The organism is Pseudomonas sp. LBUM1679 (genome assembly GCF_059695565.1).
In genome coordinates this window covers 446,796-469,491 of record NZ_CP166774.1, presented here as the reverse complement: position 1 = coordinate 469,491, position 22,696 = coordinate 446,796, and the positions used below count along the sequence as shown (strand labels likewise).

At 60.2% G+C, this 22,696-nt stretch carries 9 protein-coding genes and 1 pseudogene; 6 read left to right on the top strand and 4 right to left on the bottom strand.

Features of this window, described 5'->3' with window-relative positions; all coding sequences use genetic code 11:
- Positions 1-31: 31 nt before the first annotated feature.
- Positions 32-2,971, bottom strand: coding sequence for a bifunctional [glutamate--ammonia ligase]-adenylyl-L-tyrosine phosphorylase/[glutamate--ammonia-ligase] adenylyltransferase (gene glnE, locus ACA062_RS02130; RefSeq protein WP_497455019.1), 2,940 nt, complete (start codon positions 2,969-2,971; stop codon positions 32-34).
- 383 nt (positions 2,972-3,354) lie between these two features.
- Here glnE and aceE point away from each other — a divergent pair, with 383 nt between their 5' ends.
- From aceE to msrA, 5 genes are all read left to right on the top strand, one after another.
- Positions 3,355-6,000 carry a pyruvate dehydrogenase (acetyl-transferring), homodimeric type gene (aceE, locus tag ACA062_RS02125; RefSeq protein ID WP_497455018.1) on the top strand — a complete coding sequence of 882 codons (2,646 nt, stop codon included), beginning with the start codon at positions 3,355-3,357 and terminating at the stop codon, positions 5,998-6,000.
- Positions 6,001-6,011: 11 nt separating this feature from the next.
- A complete protein-coding gene (gene aceF / locus ACA062_RS02120) occupies positions 6,012-7,982 on the top strand; it encodes a dihydrolipoyllysine-residue acetyltransferase (protein ID WP_497455017.1) in 1,971 nt (656 codons plus the stop codon).
- A 269-nt stretch (positions 7,983-8,251) separates the two neighbouring features.
- Positions 8,252-9,646, top strand: a complete 1,395-nt coding sequence (locus ACA062_RS02115) for an alkaline phosphatase D family protein (RefSeq protein WP_497457351.1) — start codon at positions 8,252-8,254, stop codon at positions 9,644-9,646.
- Between the two features lie 249 nt (positions 9,647-9,895).
- Positions 9,896-12,589 (top strand): sensor domain-containing phosphodiesterase, encoded by a 2,694-nt coding sequence (locus ACA062_RS02110; protein ID WP_497455016.1) that lies wholly within the window; start codon positions 9,896-9,898, stop codon positions 12,587-12,589.
- 186 nt (positions 12,590-12,775) lie between these two features.
- Entirely contained in the window at positions 12,776-13,423 is a 648-nt protein-coding gene (gene msrA, locus ACA062_RS02105; protein WP_497455015.1) for a peptide-methionine (S)-S-oxide reductase MsrA, read from the top strand.
- Positions 13,424-13,570: 147 nt separating this feature from the next.
- Here msrA and ACA062_RS02100 read toward each other — a convergent pair whose 3' ends face one another.
- From ACA062_RS02100 to putP, 3 genes and pseudogenes are all read right to left on the bottom strand, one after another.
- Entirely contained in the window at positions 13,571-14,410 is an 840-nt protein-coding gene (locus ACA062_RS02100; protein ID WP_150796978.1) for a 23S rRNA (adenine(2030)-N(6))-methyltransferase RlmJ, read from the bottom strand.
- Positions 14,411-14,542: 132 nt separating this feature from the next.
- Positions 14,543-16,487: pseudogene (locus tag ACA062_RS02095) on the bottom strand (RHS repeat-associated core domain-containing protein); the annotation flags it as partial.
- A gap of 280 nt (positions 16,488-16,767) precedes the next feature.
- On the bottom strand, positions 16,768-18,252 hold the full coding sequence (gene putP / locus ACA062_RS02090) for a sodium/proline symporter PutP (RefSeq protein ID WP_497455014.1): 1,485 nt from the start codon (positions 18,250-18,252) through the stop codon (positions 16,768-16,770).
- A 461-nt stretch (positions 18,253-18,713) separates the two neighbouring features.
- Between putP and putA the strand changes: the two genes are divergently transcribed.
- Positions 18,714-22,667 (top strand): trifunctional transcriptional regulator/proline dehydrogenase/L-glutamate gamma-semialdehyde dehydrogenase, encoded by a 3,954-nt coding sequence (putA, locus tag ACA062_RS02085; protein ID WP_497455013.1) that lies wholly within the window; start codon positions 18,714-18,716, stop codon positions 22,665-22,667.
- The last annotated feature ends 29 nt before the right edge of the window (positions 22,668-22,696 follow it).

Sequence of the window (22,696 nt, the reverse complement as noted above, 5' to 3'; positions counted from 1 at the left end):
CCGGGGAGGCATACGCCTCCCCGTTCGAGAATCAGCTTAGTCCCAACTCGCGCCAGATCCGCAATACCTGCCGTCGTTCGTCCGCGAACTGATCGCCGGGAATCACCCCGGGGTCCTTCTGCAAGGCCTGCCGGTGGGCGGCGGAGCGGTAGGCTTTATAGGCCTCACGCAACAGGCTGGCGTCTTCGGCGGGCATCAACCCTTCCTCCTCCAACCCCTCCAGAATGCGGATGTTATCGGTCCAGCGCAGCAATGACGGGTGCGTTTGCGACCATGCCAGAGCCGCGTATTGCACCATAAATTCAATATCGACGATACCTCCGGCGTCCTGCTTGAGATCGAATGGCGCCGTGGCCTCGAAGGCATTTGCCCCGGTGCCTGCCGCAGTGCTCTTGCTACCGAGGTTATCGCGCATCTTGGCGCGCATCTCGCTGACCTCTTGACGCAAGGTCGCCAGGTCTCGTGATTTGCCCAACACCGCGGCACGGACTTTCTCGAACGCCTGGCCGACATCCTCACTGCCCACCAGTACCCGCGCCCGCACCAATGCCTGGTGTTCCCAGGTCCAGGCTTCGTTTTCCTGATAGCGGGCAAACGCCCCCAGGGAACTCACCAACAACCCCGAAGCACCGGACGGACGCAGGCGCATATCCACTTCGTAGAGCTGACCGGAGTTGGTCTGGGTCGTCAGCAAGTGAATGATCCGCTGCCCGAGCCGAGTGAAGAACTGGGCGCCATCGATAGGCTTGGGCCCGTCGGTTTCCGCCTGCGGATCACCGTCGTGGATAAACACCAGGTCCAGGTCCGAACCATGCCCCAATTCCAGCCCACCGACTTTCCCGTAACCGACAATGATAAAGCCGGGATCGCACACCGTGCCGTCGGTGCGCAGTGGCGTGCCGTACTTGGCCACGGTCTGGCGCCAGGCCAGGGCCAATACCTGTTCGAGAATCGCTTCGGCGAGCCAGGTCAGGTAATCGCTGACTTTCATCAATGGCAGGCTGCCGGCGATTTCCGAGGCCGCCACCCGCAAGCGGTGCGCCAGTTTGAAATGCCGCAGGGCCTCCATCTGCTGTTCGAGGTCGTCCTCGGGAATCCGCGTCAGGCGCTCGCGCAACTCGGCGGCCAGTTCCGGCGCCAAGGGCGGCTTGAACAGCCGGCCTTCATTGAGTAATTCATCGAGCAGCAGCGGGAAGCGCGTGATTTGTTCGGCGATCCACGGGCTCGCGGCGCACAGGGTCAGCAAGCGTCGCAGCGCGCCGGGGTTCTCGGTCAGCAACACCAGGTACGCAGAACGGCGGGCCACGGCTTCAACCAATGGCAGCACCCGTTCCAACACCAGGTCGGGGTTGGCGTGCTCCACGGCTTGAGCCAGCAATCGCGGGATGAAGGCATCCAGGCGCTCGCGCCCCAGGCGCTGCATGGCGCGCAACTGCGGGCTGCCGCGCAGGCTGGCCAAGGCTTTCAGCGCCTTGGCGGCATTGGTGAAACCGCCCTCTTCCAATTGACGGCATGCCGCTTCTTCGTTCTGGGCTTCTTCCCACAGCGGCAGCCATTCACCGCCGACCACCACTTCGCTTTCGCTGCCTTCTTCTTCGTCGGGGTCGGCGATCACCTGGCCGAAGTGCCATGCCACCCGGCCGCGCCAATACATGAGCTGCTCATGGAAAGCTGGCCAATCGGCGAAGCCCAGCATAAACGCAATGCGCGCCTGGTCTTGCGCGCCGTCCGGCAGCATCTGGGTCTGGCGGTCGGCAATCGCCTGGATGGCGTGCTCGGTGTAACGCAGGAATTCGTAACCTTCGCGCAGTTCGCTGATCACCGCCGGCGGCAGGTAACCCTGGTCTTGCAGCGTGCTCAGTACCTTCAACAGAGGACGTTGCTGCAGGCTCAGGTCGCGACCACCGTGAATCAGCTGAAAGGCCTGGGCGATAAACTCGACTTCCCGGATCCCGCCGGAGCCGAGCTTGATATTGTCGGCCATGCCCTTGCGCCGGACTTCCTGCTGGATCAGCTGCTTCATGGTGCGCAGCGCTTCGATGGCCGAAAAGTCCAGATAACGCCGGTAGACGAACGGCCGCAACAGGTCGAGCAACTGCGCGCCGGCCACTTGATCGCCGGCCACCACCCGCGCCTTGATCATGGCATAGCGCTCCCAGTCGCGGCCCTGGTCCTGGTAATACTGCTCCAGCGCGTTGAAACTCAGCACCAATGCGCCCGCCGAGCCGTAGGGCCGCAGGCGCATGTCGACACGGAACACGAAGCCATCGACCGTCATCGGGTCCAGCGCCTTGATCAGACGCTGGCCGAGGCGAATGAAAAATTCCTGGTTATCCAGCGATCGCTTCACACCGACGGTTTCTCCACCCTCGGGGTAGGCAAAGATCAGGTCGATGTCCGACGACAGGTTGAGCTCCACCGCGCCGAGCTTGCCCATGCCGAGGATGACCATCTGTTGTGGTTCGCCACTGCGTCGGCCGGTCGGCACGCCGAATTGCTGACAATGCCGCGAGTACAACCACTGATAGGCCTGATCGATGCTGGCATCGGCCATGTCCGAGAGGTCGCGGCAGGTCTGGACCAGATCGGCCTGACGGGTCAGGTCGCGCCAGATGATTCGCACCTGGTGGCGATTACGCTGGCGGCGCAGGGCGCGACCGAGTTCATCGTCGGTGTCCACCGCGCTCACCGCTGCCGCAATCTGCCCGCACAACTCACCGGGCGCAAAATGGCGGTCCAGTTCGCCGGACTGCACCAGCTCCAGCAACATGGAAGGGTCGCGCGCGCTCTGTTCAATCACGAAGTCGCTGGCAGCGGTGACCCGGGCGAATTGGGCCCAGCGTTCAGGCGTCCAGTCGGACAGCCCCCGGTCGTCGTCCAGCTCCGCCGCGGCCGTACGGAGCGACTGCTCGGCGCGGCTGACAAACGGCAGGAGGATGGCGGGCAGTTCGGCAAGCGCAGGGAGGCTCATGGTCTATCCTTGATCGGCGTGTAGAGGGCTGCATGTAGTGATTTGCGAAAACACACTACCTGATCGACTGTCGAACAAAGGTTAGAAATAGCTGAAATTTCTATATTTTTGGCAGACAGCATCAAGCTTTCACCTTTTACGGTTGGCAAAAGACCAACCTTAACGATTATTCTCACAACGCAGCTGGAGGCCACAAGCCGCTCATCTGTAGTTTTACTACTCGTCTATACATTCGAAAGGCTGAAATGCCCGATGATTTGTAGTAAAACTACACGCCGCCGGAACAACCTCTCGGCAATCCAAGAATTTATATCGTCTGCCCACAAGGCCAGTCGCAAACTCAGGCAACCGATTCTGGAAGCCTTTCCGCCCTGGAGCAAGCCATGCAAGACCTCGATCCCGTCGAAACCCAGGAATGGCTGGACGCCCTGGAATCGGTTCTCGACAAAGAAGGCGAAGACCGTGCTCACTATCTGATGACCCGTATGGGTGAACTCGCGACCCGCAGCGGTTCGCAGTTGCCTTACGCCATCACCACGCCGTACCGCAACACCATCCCCGTTACCCACGAAGCACGCATGCCTGGCGACCTGTTCATGGAACGCCGCATTCGCTCGTTGGTACGCTGGAACGCGATGGCCATGGTAATGCGTACGAACCTGAAAGATTCTGACCTGGGTGGTCACATCTCCAGCTTCGCTTCCAGTGCGACCCTGTATGACATCGGCTTCAACTACTTCTTCCAGGCCCCGACCGACGAACACGGCGGCGACCTGATCTACTTCCAGGGCCACACCTCGCCAGGCGTCTACGCCCGTGCGTTCATGGAAGGCCGCATCACCGAAGACCAGATGAACAACTTCCGCCAGGAAGTCGACGGCCAGGGCCTGTCGTCCTACCCGCACCCTTGGCTGATGCCTGACTTCTGGCAGTTCCCGACCGTATCCATGGGTCTGGGCCCGATCCAGGCGATCTACCAGGCACGCTTCATGAAGTACCTGGAAGCCCGTGGCTTCATCCCTGAAGGCAAGCAGAAAGTCTGGTGTTTCCTGGGCGACGGCGAGTGCGACGAGCCGGAATCCCTGGGCGCGATCTCGCTGGCTGGCCGCGAGAAGCTCGATAACCTGATCTTCGTCATCAACTGCAACCTGCAGCGCCTCGATGGCCCGGTTCGCGGCAACGGCAAGATCATCCAGGAACTCGAAGGCGTGTTCCGCGGTGCTCAGTGGAACGTGACCAAAGTCATCTGGGGCCGTTTCTGGGACCCACTGCTGGCCAAAGACGTCGACGGTATCCTGCAACGCCGCATGGACGAAGTCATCGACGGCGAGTACCAGAACTACAAAGCCAAAGACGGCGCGTTCGTGCGTGAACACTTCTTCAACTCGCCAGAACTCAAGGCGATGGTTGCTGATCTGTCCGACGACGAGATCTGGAAGCTTAACCGTGGCGGCCACGACCCGTACAAGGTCTACGCGGCGTACCACGAAGCGGTCAACCACAAAGAACAACCGACCGTCATCCTGGCCAAGACCATCAAGGGTTATGGCACCGGTGCCGGCGAAGCGAAAAACACCGCGCACAACACCAAGAAAGTCGATGTCGACAGCCTGAAGTTGTTCCGCGATCGCTTCGACATTCCGGTCAAGGACGAAGAACTGGAAAACCTGCCGTTCTTCAAGCCGGAACCGAACAGCGCCGAAGCCCGCTACCTGAGCGAGCGCCGCACTGCCCTGGGCGGTTTCGTGCCACAGCGTCGCGCCAAGAGCTTCAACATTCCGACCCCGGCACTCGATACCCTCAAGGCTATCCTGGACGGCTCGGGCGACCGTGAAATCTCCACCACCATGGCGTTCGTGCGGATCCTCGCGCAGCTGGTCAAGGACAAGGAAATCGGTTCGCGCATCGTCCCGATCATCCCGGACGAAGCCCGTACCTTCGGCATGGAAGGCATGTTCCGTCAGTTGGGCATCTACTCCTCCGTCGGCCAGCTCTACGAGCCAGTCGATAAAGACCAGGTGATGTTCTACAAGGAAGACAAGAAGGGCCAGATCCTCGAAGAAGGCATCAACGAAGCGGGCGCCATGAGCTCCTTCATCGCCGCCGGTACTTCGTACTCCAGCCACAACCAGCCAATGCTGCCGTTCTACATCTTCTATTCGATGTTCGGTTTCCAGCGTATCGGCGACCTCGCCTGGGCCGCTGGCGACAGCCGTACCCGTGGCTTCCTGATCGGCGGTACCGCAGGCAGAACCACGCTGAACGGCGAAGGCCTGCAACACGAAGACGGTCACAGCCACATCCTGGCTGCCACCATCCCGAACTGCCGCACCTTTGATCCAACCTACGGCTACGAGCTGGCGGTGATCATCCAAGACGGCATGAAGAAGATGACCGAACAGCAGCAGGACGTCTTCTACTACATCACCGTGATGAACGAGTCTTACCAGCAGCCAGCCATGCCGGCCGGTGTAGAGGAAGGCATCATCAAGGGCATGTACCTGCTCGAGGAAGACACCCGCGAAGCCGCGCACCACGTTCAGCTGATGGGCTCCGGCACCATCCTGCGTGAAGTCCGTGAAGCGGCGAAGATTCTGCGTGAACAGTTCAACGTCGGCGCTGACGTCTGGAGCGTTACCAGCTTCAACGAACTGCGTCGCGATGGCCTGGCCGTCGAGCGCAGCAACCGCCTGCACCCGGGCCAGAAGCCTAAACTGAGCTACGTCGAAGAGTGCCTGAACGGCCGTAAAGGTCCGGTCATCGCCTCCACCGACTACATGAAGCTGTTCGCTGAGCAAATTCGTCAGTGGGTCCCGTCCAAGGAATTCAAAGTCCTGGGCACCGACGGTTTCGGCCGCAGTGACAGCCGCAAGAAGCTGCGTCACTTCTTCGAAGTCGACCGTCATTTCGTGGTGTTGGCAGCCCTGGAAGCCTTGGCTGACCGTGGTGATATCGAACCCAAGGTGGTGTCTGAAGCCATCGCCAAGTTCGGGATCAACCCGGAAAAACGCAACCCACTGGACTGCTGAGGAGACACTCTGTGAGCGAACTCATTCGCGTACCTGACATCGGCAGCGGTGAAGGTGAAGTAATCGAAATATTTGTGAAGGTCGGCGACCGTGTCGAAGCTGACCAGAGCATCCTGACGCTTGAGTCGGACAAGGCGAGCATGGAGATTCCTGCTCCCAAGGCCGGCGTCGTCAAAAGCCTGAAAGTGAAGCTGGGCGACCGCCTGAAAGAAGGCGACGAACTGCTCGAGCTGGAAATCGAAGGTGGAGCTGCTGCTGCCCCTGCGGCGGCCGCTGCGCCAGCTGCCAAGGCTGAAGCAAAACCGGCGGCCGCCCCAGCCGCTGCTGCTCCAGCTCCAGCGCCAGCTGCTGCGCCTGCTGCCGCTTCGGTTCAGCAAGTGCACGTCCCGGACATCGGTTCGTCGGGCAAGGCCCAGATCATCGAGATCCAGGTCAAGGTCGGCGACACCGTCGAGGCTGATCAGTCGCTGATCACCCTGGAATCCGACAAGGCCAGCATGGAAATCCCTTCGCCCGCCGCTGGCGTAGTCAAGAGCATCAGCGTCAAGCTCAACGACGAAGTCGGCACCGGCGATCTGATTCTGGATCTGGAAGTGGCAGGTGCCGCGGCACCGGCTGCGGCCGCGCCAGCTCAAGCCGCTGCGCCTGCTACCGCTGCTCCGGCGCCTGCCGCTGCGGCCCCGGCGGCACCGGTTGCCGACAGTGTTCAGGACATTCACGTCCCGGACATCGGTTCGGCAGGTAAGGCCAAGATCATCGAAGTCCTGGTCAAGGCCGGCGACACCGTTGAAGCCGACCAGTCGCTGATCACCCTGGAATCCGACAAGGCGAGCATGGAAATTCCATCGCCTGCCGCTGGTGTGGTGGAAAGCATTTCCATCAAGCTGGATGACGAAGTCGGTACCGGCGACCTGATCCTGAAGCTGAAAGTCAAAGGCGCTGCTCCGGCTGCTGCTCCGGCTCCAGCCGCAGCAGCACCTGCACCTGCACCTGCTGCTGCCAAGGCTGAAGCCGCTCCGGCGGCCGCTGCTGCGGCACCTGCTGCACCGGCCAAGCCGGGCGCCAAGGTTCACGCAGGCCCGGCGGTACGCCAACTGGCCCGTGAATTCGGCGTCGAGCTGAACGCAGTCGGCGCGAGCGGTCCACACGGTCGCATCCTGAAAGAAGACGTGCAGGTTTACGTCAAAGCCATGATGCAGAAGGCCAAGGAAGCACCGGCCGCCGCCGCTGGTGCAACCGGTGGCGCGGGCATCCCGCCGATTCCGGTCGTGGACTTCAGCCGCTTCGGCGAAATCGAAGAAGTGCCGATGACTCGCCTGATGCAAATCGGCGCGTCGAGCCTGCACCGCAGCTGGTTGAACATCCCGCACGTGACTCAGTTCGACTCGGCGGATATCACCGAGCTGGAAGCGTTCCGTGTCGCTCAGAAAGCCGTTGCAGAAAAGGCTGGCGTCAAGCTGACCATCCTGCCGCTGCTGCTCAAGTCCTGCGCACACCTGCTCAAGGAACTGCCGGACTTCAACAGTTCGCTGGCACCAAGCGGCAAGGCGATCATCCGCAAGAAGTACGTGAACATCGGCTTCGCGGTCGACACCCCGGATGGCCTGCTGGTACCGGTCATCAAGAACGTCGACCAGAAAAGCCTGCTGCAGCTTGCGGCTGAAGCGGCGGTTCTGGCTGCCAAAGCCCGCGACAAGAAGCTCACCGCTGACGACATGCAAGGCGCCTGCTTCACCATTTCCAGCCTCGGCCACATTGGCGGCACCGGCTTCACGCCGATCGTCAACGCGCCGGAAGTGGCGATCCTCGGTGTTTCCAAGGCAACCATCCAGCCAGTCTGGGACGGCAAAGCCTTCCAGCCGAAACTGATGCTGCCACTGTCGCTGTCCTACGATCACCGTGTGATCAACGGCGCCGCTGCCGCACGCTTCACCAAGCGTCTGAGCGACCTGCTGGCGGACATCCGCACCATCCTGCTGTAACACCGACCGGCCCTCCTTCACGGGAGGGCCCGTTGCGTTCCACGTTTCCGAGCGCCACGCTCGTACCTCAACCCCGCCCATTTGGCGGGGCTTTTTTTGCCTGGTGAAACCTCTTTCCTACATTTGTAGATGACATCGCCCACAACTCGAATCCATTTCAGCTCGATATTTTTCAGGGTCAAATAACTAGCATCAGTTAGGCGGTGTTTTTCAATACACCGATTGAAACTGAACATCCCTGATTAATTAAATGCCGAATGGATTCGATCATGCCAACGCCAACAGTCGGCCCTATTATTGGCCATACTACAACTAACCATGTGCGCATCTTCTTGCGTGGCGAATATCAGAAAGATGTTTCGGTATTTGCCGGTGTTCGTTTCAGACGCAGGGGTGAAGCACACTGGTCCACCGGTTTTTTTGCAAAACTCGAGAGCAGGCGCGACATGTCTGAAGTCATCGTACTCAACGACCTTGCAGCCGAAACCCATTACGAATATCAGGCCGCCTGGTTCAGCGCGATAAGTCCGGAGCCTACCACGCACCCAGCCCAGGAGCTGGCACTGCAATGGCCGCCCCAGATCCATCGCTTTCGCACCCGTTCCAGCCAGGCCACACTGCCGAGGGCTTACATCACAGGGTCTTGCCGTTATTTGCGCCTGACCGCGGGCGTTGCGGCCGCGCCTCATCAGGGCGACAGGATCTTCGCTGCCATTTCACGCCTGATGGAGCAGGCCGACCCGCCTGTCAGCGCCATGCTGATGACAGGCGACCAGATCTATGTCGATGACTTGAACTTCATTGCCCCTGACCGCGAACTCAAGGAGATTCTGAGCAAGTACCGCACGGCTTTTTCGCAACCCAACATTGCCAACTTGATGTCCAACCTTCCTGTTTATATGATCCTTGATGATCATGAGATCGAAGACAACTGGCCCGCCAACAGACGCAAGACCGATGATATTTTATATACCAACGCAATAGGCGCGTATGAGTTATATCAGGCCAGCCATAGCCCGGCACATGAGTTGTGCAGCAACGGACAGATAAACAAACAACTGGACAGGTATTGGTATCAGTTTACCGAAGGTGATATCGAATGGTTTGTCACCGACACTCGAACCCGACGCAATCTCTCGAACAATGACCGGCGCATCCTCGACGACGCCCAGGAACAGGCTTTACGCGACTGGTTGATTCACAGCCCGGCCCGGGTCAAATTCATAGTGACCAGCGTGATGTTCTACCCCGACCGCAAACGCCAGGGCGATGACGCCTGGCAAGCCTTTCCCGAGCAACGGCTACGGTTGCTGGAGACTATTCGCAAACACGGCATCCGGAACGTCTTCTTCATTTCCGGCGATGTCCACGGCTCCCTGACCAGTCGACTGACCCACAGCGAAGACCCGGGCTTCGAGGTTCACACCATCGTGTCTTCGCCGCTGTGCAACAGCAAAATGCTGCCCTATGCCAAAGCGTCCACCTTCATCCTTGATCAACCACTGGCTCGAACAGCCACGGGAGACTATCGCCACGAACTGACCAGCGAGGTCATCAGCCAGGACAACTTCGCCCACCTGATCGTCGACACAGAACAGATCCGCGTCAGTTATCACGACCGGGACGGCAATCTGCTGCAATCGACACATATCAGATTGCGTTAAGCCAGAAAATATCGCAGCCTGCGGCAGCTCGCCGATCGGGTTTCCCTGGCTGCGATGTTTTTTCGGCTTGACGCATGACTTTCCACCTTCGGCTGGAGAAATCCTCTCTCCTGCCGACATAGCCTTATAGCACTTGGCCTTCACGTCTCTTGTCAGTCGGTGTCGCAATGATGCAACCTTGCCGCAGGCAACAGTAAAGAGGGCGAGAGCCCGGCGCGATCAGCATATTCGAAGCGAGTTTCCCTCCCTATGAAAAGCCAACCCGATGCCACCAGCCGTATGGTGGCCGAGGTAGTGACGCAGTTGCCTGTGCCATCGCGGCTCGGCATGCTGCGTTTCGAACGGCTGAACGAACCGAGCTGGGCGCTGCTGTATCTCGATCCCAATTGCGAACGACAGTTCGGTCTGCCGGCCATGGAGCTTTGTGCCCTGGTCGACTCACCCTACGCCAGCCTGATGGAGCCCGAAGCGCGCTATCAACTGCACGACACGATTCAGCAGCAACTCAGCGGCAGCCCGAATTACCTGATCCGCTACACCCTGCACACCGCCAAAGGCGCCCTGAGCCTGCTTGAGCTGGGCGAAGCCTACCGACAACACAATCGACACCTGCTGCGCGGCTACCTGATGGTCGTGGACGGATTATTCGAGGGCGCACAACTGCTGCCGACGCTGGACCTGGAAACCCAGAACTCGCGCCTGCAATTCGCCCTGGAACTCAATCAACGCGCCCAGCAGGAACAGCTCCTGCACCTGGACCGGGTGCGCGCCCAGCAAGACCTGATTCTGCTGCTGACCCGTCAACGCTACAGCGCCAACAACTCCCTGCATGAAGCTGCCGAACTGATCACCCGCAGCGCCTGCGACATCTACGAAATTGACAGCGCCAGCCTGTGGAACCTCGAAGGTTCGCGGCTATCGCCCATCTCGGCCTATCACCGTGCCACCCAGCAATATCAACTGCCGGAGTCGATCGACGTCAGTGACTTCCCCGATTACATGGAAGCCCTGCATAGCAGCCGCGCCATCGACGCCCACAACGCGATGCATGACCCGCGCACTCGGGTAATGGCCGAAAGCCTGCGCCCGCGCGATGTGAATGCCATGCTCGACGCCAGTATCCGTGTCGATGGCCAGGTGGTCGGCGTGCTCTGCCTTGAACAGACCGGTACGACCCGTGCCTGGCAGTCGGATGAAATCGCCTTCGCCGGCGAGCTGGCGGATCAGTTCGCCCAAGTCATCAACAACCACAAGCGCCGCACCGCCACCAGCGCTTTGCACCTGTTCCAGCGTGCGGTGGAACAAAGCGCCAACGCCTTCCTGCTGGTCAATTGCGACGGTGTGGTGGAGTACGTCAACCCGAGCTTCACGGCGATCACCCAGTACACCACCGATGAAGTTCACGGCCAGCGGCTGTCGGAACTGCCAGCGCTGGCAAATCTCAGCGAACTGCTGTTTGACGCGCCCTCGGCGCTGACCATGAGCAATAGCTGGCAGGGCGAATTCAAAAGCCGGCGCAAAAACCTCGAACCCTACTGGGGTCAGTTGTCGATTTCCAAAGTCTACGGTGACAACCGCGAGCTGACCCATTACATCGGCATCTATGAAGACATCACCCAGACCAAGCTTGCCCAGCAGCGCATCGAGCGCCTGGCCTACACCGACAACCTGACCAACCTCGGCAACCGCCCGGCGTTCATCCGCAACCTCGATGAACGCTTCGCCCGAGACAGCGATACGCCGATCAGCCTGTTGCTGGTGGACATCGACAACTTCAAGCGGATCAACGACAGCCTTGGCCATCAAACCGGTGACAAGTTGCTGATCAGCCTGGCCCGGCGGCTGCGCAACAGCCTGAGCCCGAGCGGCAGCCTGGCGCGCTTTGCCAGTAACGAATTCGCGGTGCTGCTGGACAACACCGACATCTCGGCTGGCCAGCAAGTCGCCAACCAGCTACTGGCGACCCTCGACAAGCCGATGTTCGTCGACAACCAATTGATCAGCGTCACCGGTTCCGTGGGCCTGGCCTGCGCGCCGCTGCACGGGCGCGACCCGCAGACCCTGATGCGCAACGCCGGGCTGGCGCTGCACAAGGCCAAGGCCAACGGTAAAAATCAGGTTCAGGTGTTCACCGAAGCGTTGAACGCTGAGGCCAGCTACAAGCTGTTCGTCGAAAACAACCTGCGCCGCGCCCTGACCCAGAACGAACTGGACGTGTTTTATCAACCCAAGCTCTGCCTGCGCAGCGGTCGCCTGCTGGGCATGGAAGCCTTGCTGCGCTGGAACCATCCGGAAAAAGGCATGATCCGCCCGGATCAGTTCATCAGCGTCGCCGAAGAAACCGGCCTGATCATTCCGATCGGCAAGTGGATCGCCCGCCAGGCCTGCCGCATGAGCAAAGACCTGACGGCCGCTGGCCTGGGCAATCTTCAGGTGGCGATCAACCTGTCGCCCAAACAGTTCTCTGACCCGGACCTGGTGGCGTCCATCGCCAGCATCCTCAAGGAAGAAGCGCTGCCGGCGAACCTGCTGGAGCTTGAGTTGACGGAGGGCCTGCTGCTGGAGGCCACCGAAGACACCCACCTGCAGCTCGACCAACTCAAGCGTCTGGGCCTGACCCTGGCCATGGACGACTTCGGCACCGGTTACTCGTCGCTCAGTTACTTGAAAAAATTCCCGATCGACATCATCAAGATCGATCGCAGCTTCATTCACGAAATCCCGGACAATCAGGACGACATGGAAATCACCTCCGCGGTGATCGCCATGGCCCACAACCTGAAACTCAAGGTCGTGGCTGAAGGCATCGAGACGGCCGAGCAGTTGGCCTTCCTGCGCCGCCACCGCTGCGACGTCGGCCAGGGTTACCTGTTCGACCGACCGATTCCGGGCAGCGATCTGATCGAAAAACTCAAACGCTACCCGCGCGGTCCGATCGCCTGACAACACACCACAATCCCTGTGGGAGCGAGCTTGCTCGCGATAGCGGTGTGTCAGTCAGTATCCACGTCACTAACACTCCGCTATCGCGAGCAAGCTCGCTCCCACAAGGGTAGTGCGTAACTGGACGGCATTGGGCACACTGGTGGTCTGCGTATCAACATTCCAACCTGATTGAGAGGACTGATAATGGTTCTGCGCTCGGAAATCCTGGTAAACAAAAACGTGCTCCCGACTAAAGAACAAGCTCTGCCCGGCCGCGAAACGCCAATGTCCCTGCCGGAAAAACATTTCGTCCACGACGCCCCGCTACTGGGCCCGTTCGCCACCAATGTCGACTTTGCAATCTTCGGCCTGGGTTGCTTTTGGGGTGCGGAACGTCGCTTCTGGCAGCGTGAAGGCGTAGTCAGCACCGTGGTGGGGTATGCCGGTGGTTTCACGCCGAACCCGACCTATGAAGAAGTCTGCTCGGGCCTGACCGGGCACAGCGAAGTCGTGCTCGTGGTCTACGAGCCGGAAAAAGTTAGCTACGACGAGCTACTGAAGATGTTCTGGGAACTGCACAACCCGACCCAGGGCATGCGCCAGGGCAACGACATCGGCACGCAGTATCGCTCGGTGATCTACGCCACCCACCCAGACCAACTGGCAGCCGCCAAGCGCAGCGCGCAGGTGTTCCAGGCCGAACTGACCAAGGCCGGCAAAGGCACCATCACCACCGAAATCGACGAAGCCCCGACGGTCTACTTCGCCGAGGCGTATCACCAGCAGTACCTGGCCAAGAACCCTGAAGGCTACTGCGGGATTGGCGGTACAGGCGTGACCTGCCCGATCTGATTTTTCAGACCCTAAAAGCATCGCGGGCAAGCCCGCTCCCACAGGATCTATGTCTGACCCCTCTCTCGTGATTGACATAAACCCTGTGGGAGCGGGCTTGCCCGCGAAGGCGTACGATCAGACGCCCTCAATCCATCTGATCAACCATCAACTCTCGGCAATCAACCAATCCATCTGCCACCCACCCTGGGTCTGCCCAAGCTTCTTGGACAACCACGGCAGCAACTCACGCAATTCCTCTTCCAGCCCCCACGGCGGATTGGCAATCGCCAACCCCGAGCCATTCAGGCTGTTCGGCGTATCCAGCGGATGCACCAGCAACTCCACCCGCAACAACTTCGGCGCGCCGGTTCCCGCCAGATCCTGATAAAAGCGCCGCAACAGGCGCTGGTCCTTCACCGGATACCAGATCGCCGCCACGGTCTGGCGCATCCGACCAATCGCCTCTTTCAACGACGCCGCGCAACGCTGCATCTCATCGAGCTGCTCGAACGGCGGATCAATCAACATCACCGCGCGTTTCTCCGGCACCGGCAACATCGCCCGCGGCACGTGCCAGCCTTCGCCCAGATGCACCTTTACCCGACGATCGCCCTTCATGTTGTCCTTGAGCAACACACCATCTTCGGGGTGTTTCTCGTTCAGCAACACCCGATCCTGCGGACGGGTCAGGCGCCGCGCCAACTCCGGCGACCCCGGGTAATAGCGCAACTGGCCATCCGGGTTCATCTCGTGCAGGACCTGCATGTAATCAGCCGTCAGGATCGGCAGATCCGGCTGATCCCACAAACGCGCAATGCCTTCCAGGTACTCGCCGGTACGGCTGGCCTGATCGCCTTGAAGGTCGTACAGACCAATGCCGGCGTGAGTGTCGAGATAGGCAAACGGCTGCTCCTTGCGCGACATCAAGGCGATGAGGCGGGTCAAGGTCAGGTGTTTGAACACATCGGCGTGATTGCCGGCATGGAAGGCGTGGCGATAATTCATGGCTGCTCCTGCGAAGGGCGGCAAGTTTACCTTGTACGGGGCTGGACGTCAGGGGTTCGCAGCCGAGCGGGACTTTAAGGAAACGTCCGGCGGTCTCGCCCGGACATTTCGCCGCCCCTTCTCTGCGGGCCACGGCTGGCAAGCCACCCCCAATGGATCAATCCAGCCCGTCGGATTCGGCGTACCGGTACGGGTTCAAACCACTCGCCAGGTTGCCCGGGTTGGGCGTCAGGTAGCGTCCGGTATCCGGGTTGTAGTAACGATGCCGACTGTAATGCAGGCCGCTCTCGGCATCGAAGTACTGCCCCTGGAAACGCAAGGGCTGGTCGAACCGATCTACCCCTGCCAACGCCAGGTGGGTGATTTTGCCGAAGGCGTCGTACCTGGCCGACCAGATAATCTCACCGGCGCAACTCGTCAGTTCCTGCGGCGTCCCGAGGTGATCAAGCTGGTAGTAAAACGCGCAGGTCTGGTACGGACCTTTGCCGTCAAGCAAGGCCAGCGGGCGGAAGCTGCCGGGTTCGTAAAGGTAGCTACGGTAATGATTCTGGCTACATTCGGCGACGAGGTGGTCACCCTGCCAGAAGAACTCGGTGGTGTTGCCGTCGACGGTTTTGCCGATGCGACGACCGAAGGCATCGTAGCGGTAGCTGGCGCTACGGCCATCCGGGAGTGTGATGCCGATCAGCCGGTGCTGGCAGTCGTAACGGTATTCGGTGACGATTTTTTGCCCGATGCCGCGACGTTCGCGGATGAGGTTACCGAAGGTGTCATAGTCATAATGGCGATCGCCATGCATGAGCAAGCGGTTGCCTTTGACGGTGGCCGGACCTTGACGATCCTGGATCAGAAGGTTATCGGCAGGGTCATGGACGAAGCGTTGCGCCGGGTCGCCTCGGGTGTGGCGCACCCGGGTCAGACGATTACGCGCGTCGTAATAAAAGCTGCGTTGCCCATGACGGCTGTCGGCGATCGAGGCGAGGTTACCGTTAACGGTGTAGCAGTAATGACGCATGTACAGGGGGCGGGCTGGCCGGTTGATCGCGTGGGCTTGCAACCGACCCTGCTCATCGTAGTGGTATTGACTGCTTAGCTGACCTTGCTGGCGTTGCTGTTCACGGCCAAAGACGAATTCGTGGGTGGTGAGCCGTGCGCCGTTGAGGTCGATGGCTGTCAGCGCACCGCCCTTGGCGTGTTGGTAATCGATTTGGCTGTTGCCAGGCAGGCGCAGGTGATTGAGCTGGCCGCAGGCGTCGTAGCCATAGCGTAGTGTGTCCCGGCCTTGGCGCTCGGTGATCAGGCGGCCCTGCTGGTCGTACTCCAGCTCAAGCGAATGAGCCTGACCGTCATCGACGCGGACCAGTCGGCCGAGGTGATCGTAGCGATATTCGACCGTATTGCCGTCGGGCAAGGTCTTGACCAGCAACTGCCCTGCTGCGCTGCGTTGATAGCGGGTGATCAGTTGCAAGCCCCCATCGCCGAACTCGGTTTTTTCCAACAGGTGGCCATTGGGGTCGTAGAGGTACGTGGTGCGACGACCGTCGAAGCCGGTTTCCTGGCGGATCAGACCGCTGGGCGTGTACTCCAGCCGATACTGTTCGCCCGATTCGTTTTCGATTGCCGTGAGCAAACGCTGCGCGTTGTCGTAGCGATAACACTGCTGCGTACCGTCGGGATTGATCCGGCGACTGATGAGCTGGCCATCGTCGGCGTATTCGTAGCGCGTGACGTGGCCGAGCTCATCGCGTTCGGCGCTGATCCTGCCATCGGCGTCATAGCTGAACTCACGACTGGCGCCGTTGGCAAGCGTCGTCTGAATCAGACGGCCGTCGGCGTCCCACTGGTACCGGGTGACGGCACCATGCTCATCCTGCCGACTTACCTGCCGCCCCAACGCATCGTAGGTAAAACGCCGCTGACCGCCGTCCGGCAGCGTTTCTTCAACCAATTGGGCCGGCCCCTTCCAGACGAACACATGCTGGCTGTTGTCCGGGTAGCGGATCGACAGCAATCGACCATTTTCATCATAGCGATAGTCGCTGCCAGGGCTGTCGAGCTCGGTAGCATCGGTGAGGTCGAGGCTGTCGACCGCTGACGTGAAAGGCAGTTGATTAGCAGGAACGAACATCCGATGTGTCTCTGCAGAGTGAAGACGAGCGATTCTGCATGAGCGATAACGGATGTTGAGGAGCCACCAGGAAATTCAGATTTGTCCTGCTTTTTTAGGGCGCCCTCCTACAACAATCGGGACAAATGACTACTGACATTGCCCTGAGCCAATAAAAAACGGCCCGCCTCCAACAGGAAGCGGGCCGTTTTTCTTGTTTCTGAACGGTATGAGCCTCAGCTCATTCCGATCACTTGTTCAGGCGGAAATCTGCCTCGGCCGCAGCAAAGCGCTGCAGCATGCCGGCAGTCGGCGCGCCCAGTTTGCTGACGATGTAGATCGCCAGGCTGGCGAAGATGAAGCCCGGGATGATTTCGTACAGACCCAGCAGCTCGAAGTGTTTCCACACGATCACGGTGATCGCGCCGACCAGGATACCGGCCAGTGCGCCGTTGCGGGTCATGTCTTTCCAGATCACAGAGATCAGGACGACAGGGCCGAACGCCGCACCGAAACCAGCCCAGGCGTAGCTGACCAGACCCAGTACGCGGTTTTCCGGATTTGCCGCCATCGCGATGGCGATCAGGGCAACCAGCAGCACCATGGCGCGACCGACCCAGACCAGTTCAACCTGGGAAGCGCTTTTACGCAGGAAGGTCTTGTAGAAGTCTTCGGTCAGGGCGCTCGAGCACACCAGCAATTGACAGCTCAGGGTGCTCATTACTGCCGCCAGAATGGCCGACAGCAAGATACCGGCAATCCATGGGTTGAACAGGATTTTCGCCAGTTCGATGAACACACGTTCGTGGTTTTCGGTCACAGGACCGGCCAGGTCAGGGTTCGCCGAGAAGTAAGCAATACCAAAAAAGCCTACCGCCACGGTGCCGCCCAGGCACAGGATCATCCAGGTCATGGAGATGCGGCGAGCTTTGGCAATCGACTTCACCGAATCCGCCGCCATGAAGCGCGCCAGGATGTGCGGCTGGCCGAAGTAGCCCAGGCCCCAGCCCATCAGCGAGATGATGCCGATGAAGGTGGTGTTTTTCAGCATGTCGAAGTTGCTTGGGTCTTGCGCTTCGATGGCCAGGAACGTGGTGTCGATGCCACCGGTGGCCAGCAGCACGATGATCGGCGTCAGCAACAGGGCGAAGATCATCAGCGTGGCTTGTACGGTGTCAGTCCAGCTGACAGCCAGGAAACCACCGACAAAGGTGTAGGCGATCGTCGCCGCAGCACCGGCCCACAACGCCGTCTCGTAGGACATGCCGAAGGTGCTTTCGAACAGACGGGCACCGGCCACGATGCCGGAGGCGCAGTAGATGGTGAAGAACACCAGGATCACGACCGCGGAGATGATCCGCAGCAAGCCGCTTTTGTCTTCAAAACGGCTGGAGAAGTAATCCGGCAGGGTCAGTGCGTCGCCGTTGTGCTCGGTCTGCACTCGCAGACGACCGGCAACGAACAGCCAGTTCAGGTAAGCACCGACGATCAGCCCGATGGCGATCCAGCTTTCGGAAAGGCCGGACATGTAAATGGCGCCCGGCAGGCCCATCAACAACCAGCCGCTCATGTCGGAGGCGCCGGCGGACAATGCCGTCACGACACTGCCCAGGCTACGACCGCCCAGAATGTAGTCAGAAAGGTTGTTGGTGGAGCGATAGGCCATGAAGCCGATCAGCACCATTGCTGCAATGTAGATCACGAACGTGATCAGGGTTGGATTGCTAACGCTCATTAAGTTACGCCCTGGCTTTGTTTTTATGTAGCGGCGGCTGGTGAACCGCACGCAAACGACGACGTTCGACAGACGATTCTGGATCCCGCGCATTTATGACTGATGTTTCCCCAGGAAAGCCATCAGCCGGCACACCTGACTTTTATGCCCGGTTGCACCTTGGGCGCGAATGCTATTCAACAAAGCAAATAAGGTGCAACCAGTTTTTCCCGAATAAGTTGCACCCAGTCGGATTTATCGACAAATGCCCTATTTTTGCGCCCTTTTAGGGCAGTCAATGCTCATTACCAGATGTAAAAGCGTCCAACAGTAACCATACGAACGTACCGGCATTTATTTCCTGACGAGCTGCATGCCCTTCCGAGAAAAAAAGGGTTGCACCCGGTTGCACCTCGCCAGTTGCGCAGCTAATCTTGCGCCAGCTGATGCCACGCGGTCGTGGCAAACATGAGGATAAAAATATGGCGACCACTACCCTTGGGGTCAAACTTGACGACCCGACCCGCGAGCGCCTCAAGGCCGCCGCGACCTCGATTGATCGCACGCCGCACTGGCTGATCAAGCAGGCAATTTTCAATTACCTGGAAAAACTCGAGGGTGGTGCAACCCTGTCCGAGCTGAGCGGATTGAACGGCAAGGAAGTCGACGAAGCGGGCGAGATCCACGTCGATCACGCGCACCAGTGCTTCCTGGAGTTCGCCGAAAGCATCCTGCCGCAATCGGTGCTGCGCGCTTCGATCACCGCCGCCTACCGTCGCCCGGAACCGGAAGTGGTGCCGATGCTGATCGAACAGGCTCGCCTGCCGGCTGCGATGGCCGAAGCCACCCACAAACTCGCCGCCTCGATTGCCGAAAAACTGCGCAATCAGAAGAGCGCTGGCGGCCGTGCCGGTATCGTTCAGGGCTTGTTGCAGGAGTTTTCCCTGTCGTCCCAGGAAGGCGTGGCACTGATGTGCCTGGCCGAAGCGCTGCTGCGTATCCCGGACAAAGGCACCCGCGACGCACTGATTCGCGACAAGATCAGCACCGGCAACTGGCACCCGCACCTGGGCAATAGCCCGTCGCTGTTCGTCAACGCCGCCACCTGGGGCTTGCTGCTGACCGGCAAACTGGTCGCCACCCACAATGAAGCCGGCCTGACTTCGTCCTTGAGCCGCATCATCGGCAAGAGCGGCGAGCCGATGATCCGCAAGGGCGTCGACATGGCCATGCGCCTGATGGGCGAGCAGTTCGTGACCGGCGAAACCATCGCCGAAGCCCTGGCCAACGCCAGCAAGTTCGAAGCCAAAGGCTTCCGCTATTCCTACGACATGCTGGGTGAAGCCGCACTCACCGAGCACGACGCCCAGAAATACCTGGCCTCGTACGAACAAGCCATCCATTCGATCGGCAAAGCGTCCCACGGTCGTGGGATTTATGAAGGCCCGGGCATTTCCATCAAGCTGTCGGCACTGCACCCGCGTTACAGCCGTGCGCAGTACGAGCGCGTGATGGAGGAGCTGTATCCGCGCCTGCTGTCGCTGACGCTGTTGGCCAAGCAGTACGACATCGGCCTGAACATCGACGCCGAAGAAGCCGACCGCCTCGAACTCTCCCTGGATCTGCTGGAGCGCCTGTGCTTCGAGCCGCAACTGACCGGCTGGAACGGCATCGGTTTCGTGATCCAGGCGTACCAGAAACGTTGCCCGTACGTGATCGACTACGTGATAGACCTGGCTCGCCGCAGCCGTCATCGCCTGATGATCCGCCTGGTGAAAGGCGCGTACTGGGACAGCGAAATCAAGCGCGCCCAGGTCGAAGGCCTGGAAGGCTATCCGGTCTACACCCGCAAGGTGTACACCGACGTGTCCTACATCGCCTGTGCACGCAAATTGCTGTCGGTACCGGAAGTCATCTACCCGCAGTTCGCTACGCACAACGCCCACACCCTGTCGGCCATTTACCACATTGCCGGTCAGAACTATTACCCCGGTCAGTACGAGTTCCAGTGCCTGCACGGCATGGGTGAACCGCTGTACGAACAGGTTGTAGGCAAGGTTTCCGAAGGCAAGCTGAACCGTCCTTGCCGCGTGTACGCTCCAGTCGGCACCCACGAAACACTGTTGGCGTACCTGGTCCGTCGCCTGCTGGAAAACGGCGCAAACACCTCGTTCGTGAACCGTATCGCCGACCAGTCCATCTCGATTCAGGAGCTGGTGGCCGATCCAGTGGCCAGCATCGAGCAGATGGCGACGCTGGAAGGCGGCTTCGGCCTGCCGCACCCGCGTATCCCGCTGCCGCGTGATCTTTATGGTGCCGAGCGCGCCAACTCCAGCGGCATCGACATGGCCAACGAACATCGTTTGGCTTCGCTGTCCTGCGCCCTGCTGGCCACCGCTCATAACAACTGGAAAGCCGCGCCGATGCTCGGTTGCGTCTCCAGCATTGAAACCCCTGCGCCGGTGCTGAACCCGTCCGATCTGCGTGACGTAGTCGGCCATGTGCAGGAAGCCACCGTCGACGACGTCGACAACGCGATCCAGTGCGCCCTGAATGCTGCGCCAATCTGGCAGGCCACCCCGCCCGCAGAACGCGCTGCGATCCTGGAACGTGCCGCCGATTTGATGGAAGGCGAGATTCAGCCGCTGATGGGCCTGCTGGCGCGCGAAGCCGGCAAGACCTTCGCCAACGCCATCGCCGAAGTGCGCGAAGCCGTGGACTTCCTGCGTTATTACGCGGTGCAGGCACGCAACGATTTCAGCAACGACGCCCACCGCCCGTTGGGTCCGGTGGTCTGCATCAGCCCGTGGAACTTCCCGCTGGCGATTTTCAGCGGCCAGGTGGCTGCGGCATTGGCTGCCGGTAACCCGGTGCTGGCCAAGCCTGCGGAACAAACCCCGCTGGTGGCGGCCCAAGCCGTGCGTTTGCTGCTCGAAGCCGGGATTCCGCAAGGCGTGCTGCAACTGCTGCCGGGCCGTGGCGAAACCGTTGGCGCTCGCCTGGTCGGTGACGATCGCGTTAAAGGCGTGATGTTTACCGGTTCGACCGAAGTCGCTCGCTTGCTGCAACGCAACGTCGCCGGTCGTCTGGATGCTCAGGGCCGCCCGATTCCGCTGATCGCCGAAACCGGTGGCCAGAACGCGATGATCGTCGACTCCTCAGCACTGACCGAACAGGTTGTGATCGACGTGGTGTCGTCGGCCTTCGACAGCGCCGGTCAACGTTGCTCGGCGCTGCGCGTACTGTGCCTGCAGGAAGATTCCGCTGACCGTGTGATCGAAATGCTCAAGGGCGCCATGGCTGAATGCCGTCTCGGCAACCCGGAGCGCTTGTCCGTGGACATCGGCCCGGTGATCGATGCCGAAGCCAAGGCAGGCATCGACAAGCACATCCAGGCCATGCGCGACAAAGGTCGCAGCGTGTACCAGGTGGCCATCGCCAATACCGAAGAAGTCAAACGCGGCACCTTCGTGATGCCAACCTTGATCGAACTGGAAAGCTTCGACGAGCTGCAACGGGAGATCTTCGGTCCGGTGCTGCACGTGGTTCGCTACAAGCGCAAAGACATCGACCAGCTGATCGCTCAAATCAATGCTTCCGGCTATGGCCTGACGCTGGGCGTGCACACCCGTATCGACGAGACCATCGCCAAGGTGATCGACAACGTCAACGCCGGTAACGTCTATGTGAACCGCAACATTGTGGGTGCCGTGGTGGGCGTGCAACCGTTCGGCGGCGAAGGTTTGTCGGGGACTGGCCCGAAAGCCGGTGGTCCGCTGTACCTGTACCGTCTGCTGTCGACGCGTCCTACCGATGCAATCGAACAATCCTTCGCTCGTGGCGACGCCATCACTGCGCCGGATGTTCGTCTGCGCGATGCCATGAGCAAACCGCTGTCGGCCCTGAAGGCTTGGGCCGACAGTAACAAGTTCGCTGACCTGAGCACCCTGTGCGTGCAGTTCGCGGCGCAATCGCAAAGCGGGATCACCCGTGTTCTGGCGGGCCCGACCGGCGAGCGCAACAGCTATGCGATCCTGCCACGCGAACACGTGCTGTGCCTGGCGGAAGTCGAAGGCGATCTGCTGACCCAACTGGCAGCGGTGTTGGCGGTGGGCGGTTCGGCGGTATGGCCGGAAGCTGACTTGACCAAGGCCTTGTTTGCACGCCTGCCCAAGGAAATTCAGGCACGGATCAAGCTGGTGGCTGACTGGAACAAGGACGAAGTGGTGTTTGATGCGGTTCTGCATCATGGCCATTCCGATCAGTTGCGTGCGGTGTGCCAGCAAGTGGCCAAGCGTGCCGGTGCGATCGTTGGGGTTCATGGTTTGTCGCAAGGCGAGACCAACATTGCGTTGGAGCGGCTGGTGATTGAGCGGGCGTTGAGCGTTAACACGGCTGCGGCAGGTGGTAATGCGAGCTTGATGACGATCGGCTAAACCGTAACAAGACCGGGCGCCCGCAATGG

Excerpts from the sequence above, each read along its gene's own strand:
- glnE (WP_497455019.1), bottom strand. The coding sequence starts at position 2,971 with ATGAGCCTCCCTGCGCTTGCCGAACTGCCCGCCATCCTCCTGCCGTTT.
- aceE (WP_497455018.1), top strand. The coding sequence starts at position 3,355 with ATGCAAGACCTCGATCCCGTCGAAACCCAGGAATGGCTGGACGCCCTG.
- ACA062_RS02115 (WP_497457351.1), top strand. The coding sequence starts at position 8,252 with ATGCCAACGCCAACAGTCGGCCCTATTATTGGCCATACTACAACTAAC.
- ACA062_RS02110 (WP_497455016.1), top strand. The coding sequence starts at position 9,896 with ATGAAAAGCCAACCCGATGCCACCAGCCGTATGGTGGCCGAGGTAGTG.
- msrA (WP_497455015.1), top strand. The coding sequence starts at position 12,776 with ATGGTTCTGCGCTCGGAAATCCTGGTAAACAAAAACGTGCTCCCGACT.
- ACA062_RS02100 (WP_150796978.1), bottom strand. The coding sequence starts at position 14,410 with ATGAATTATCGCCACGCCTTCCATGCCGGCAATCACGCCGATGTGTTC.
- putP (WP_497455014.1), bottom strand. The coding sequence starts at position 18,252 with ATGAGCGTTAGCAATCCAACCCTGATCACGTTCGTGATCTACATTGCA.
- putA (WP_497455013.1), top strand. The coding sequence starts at position 18,714 with ATGGCGACCACTACCCTTGGGGTCAAACTTGACGACCCGACCCGCGAG.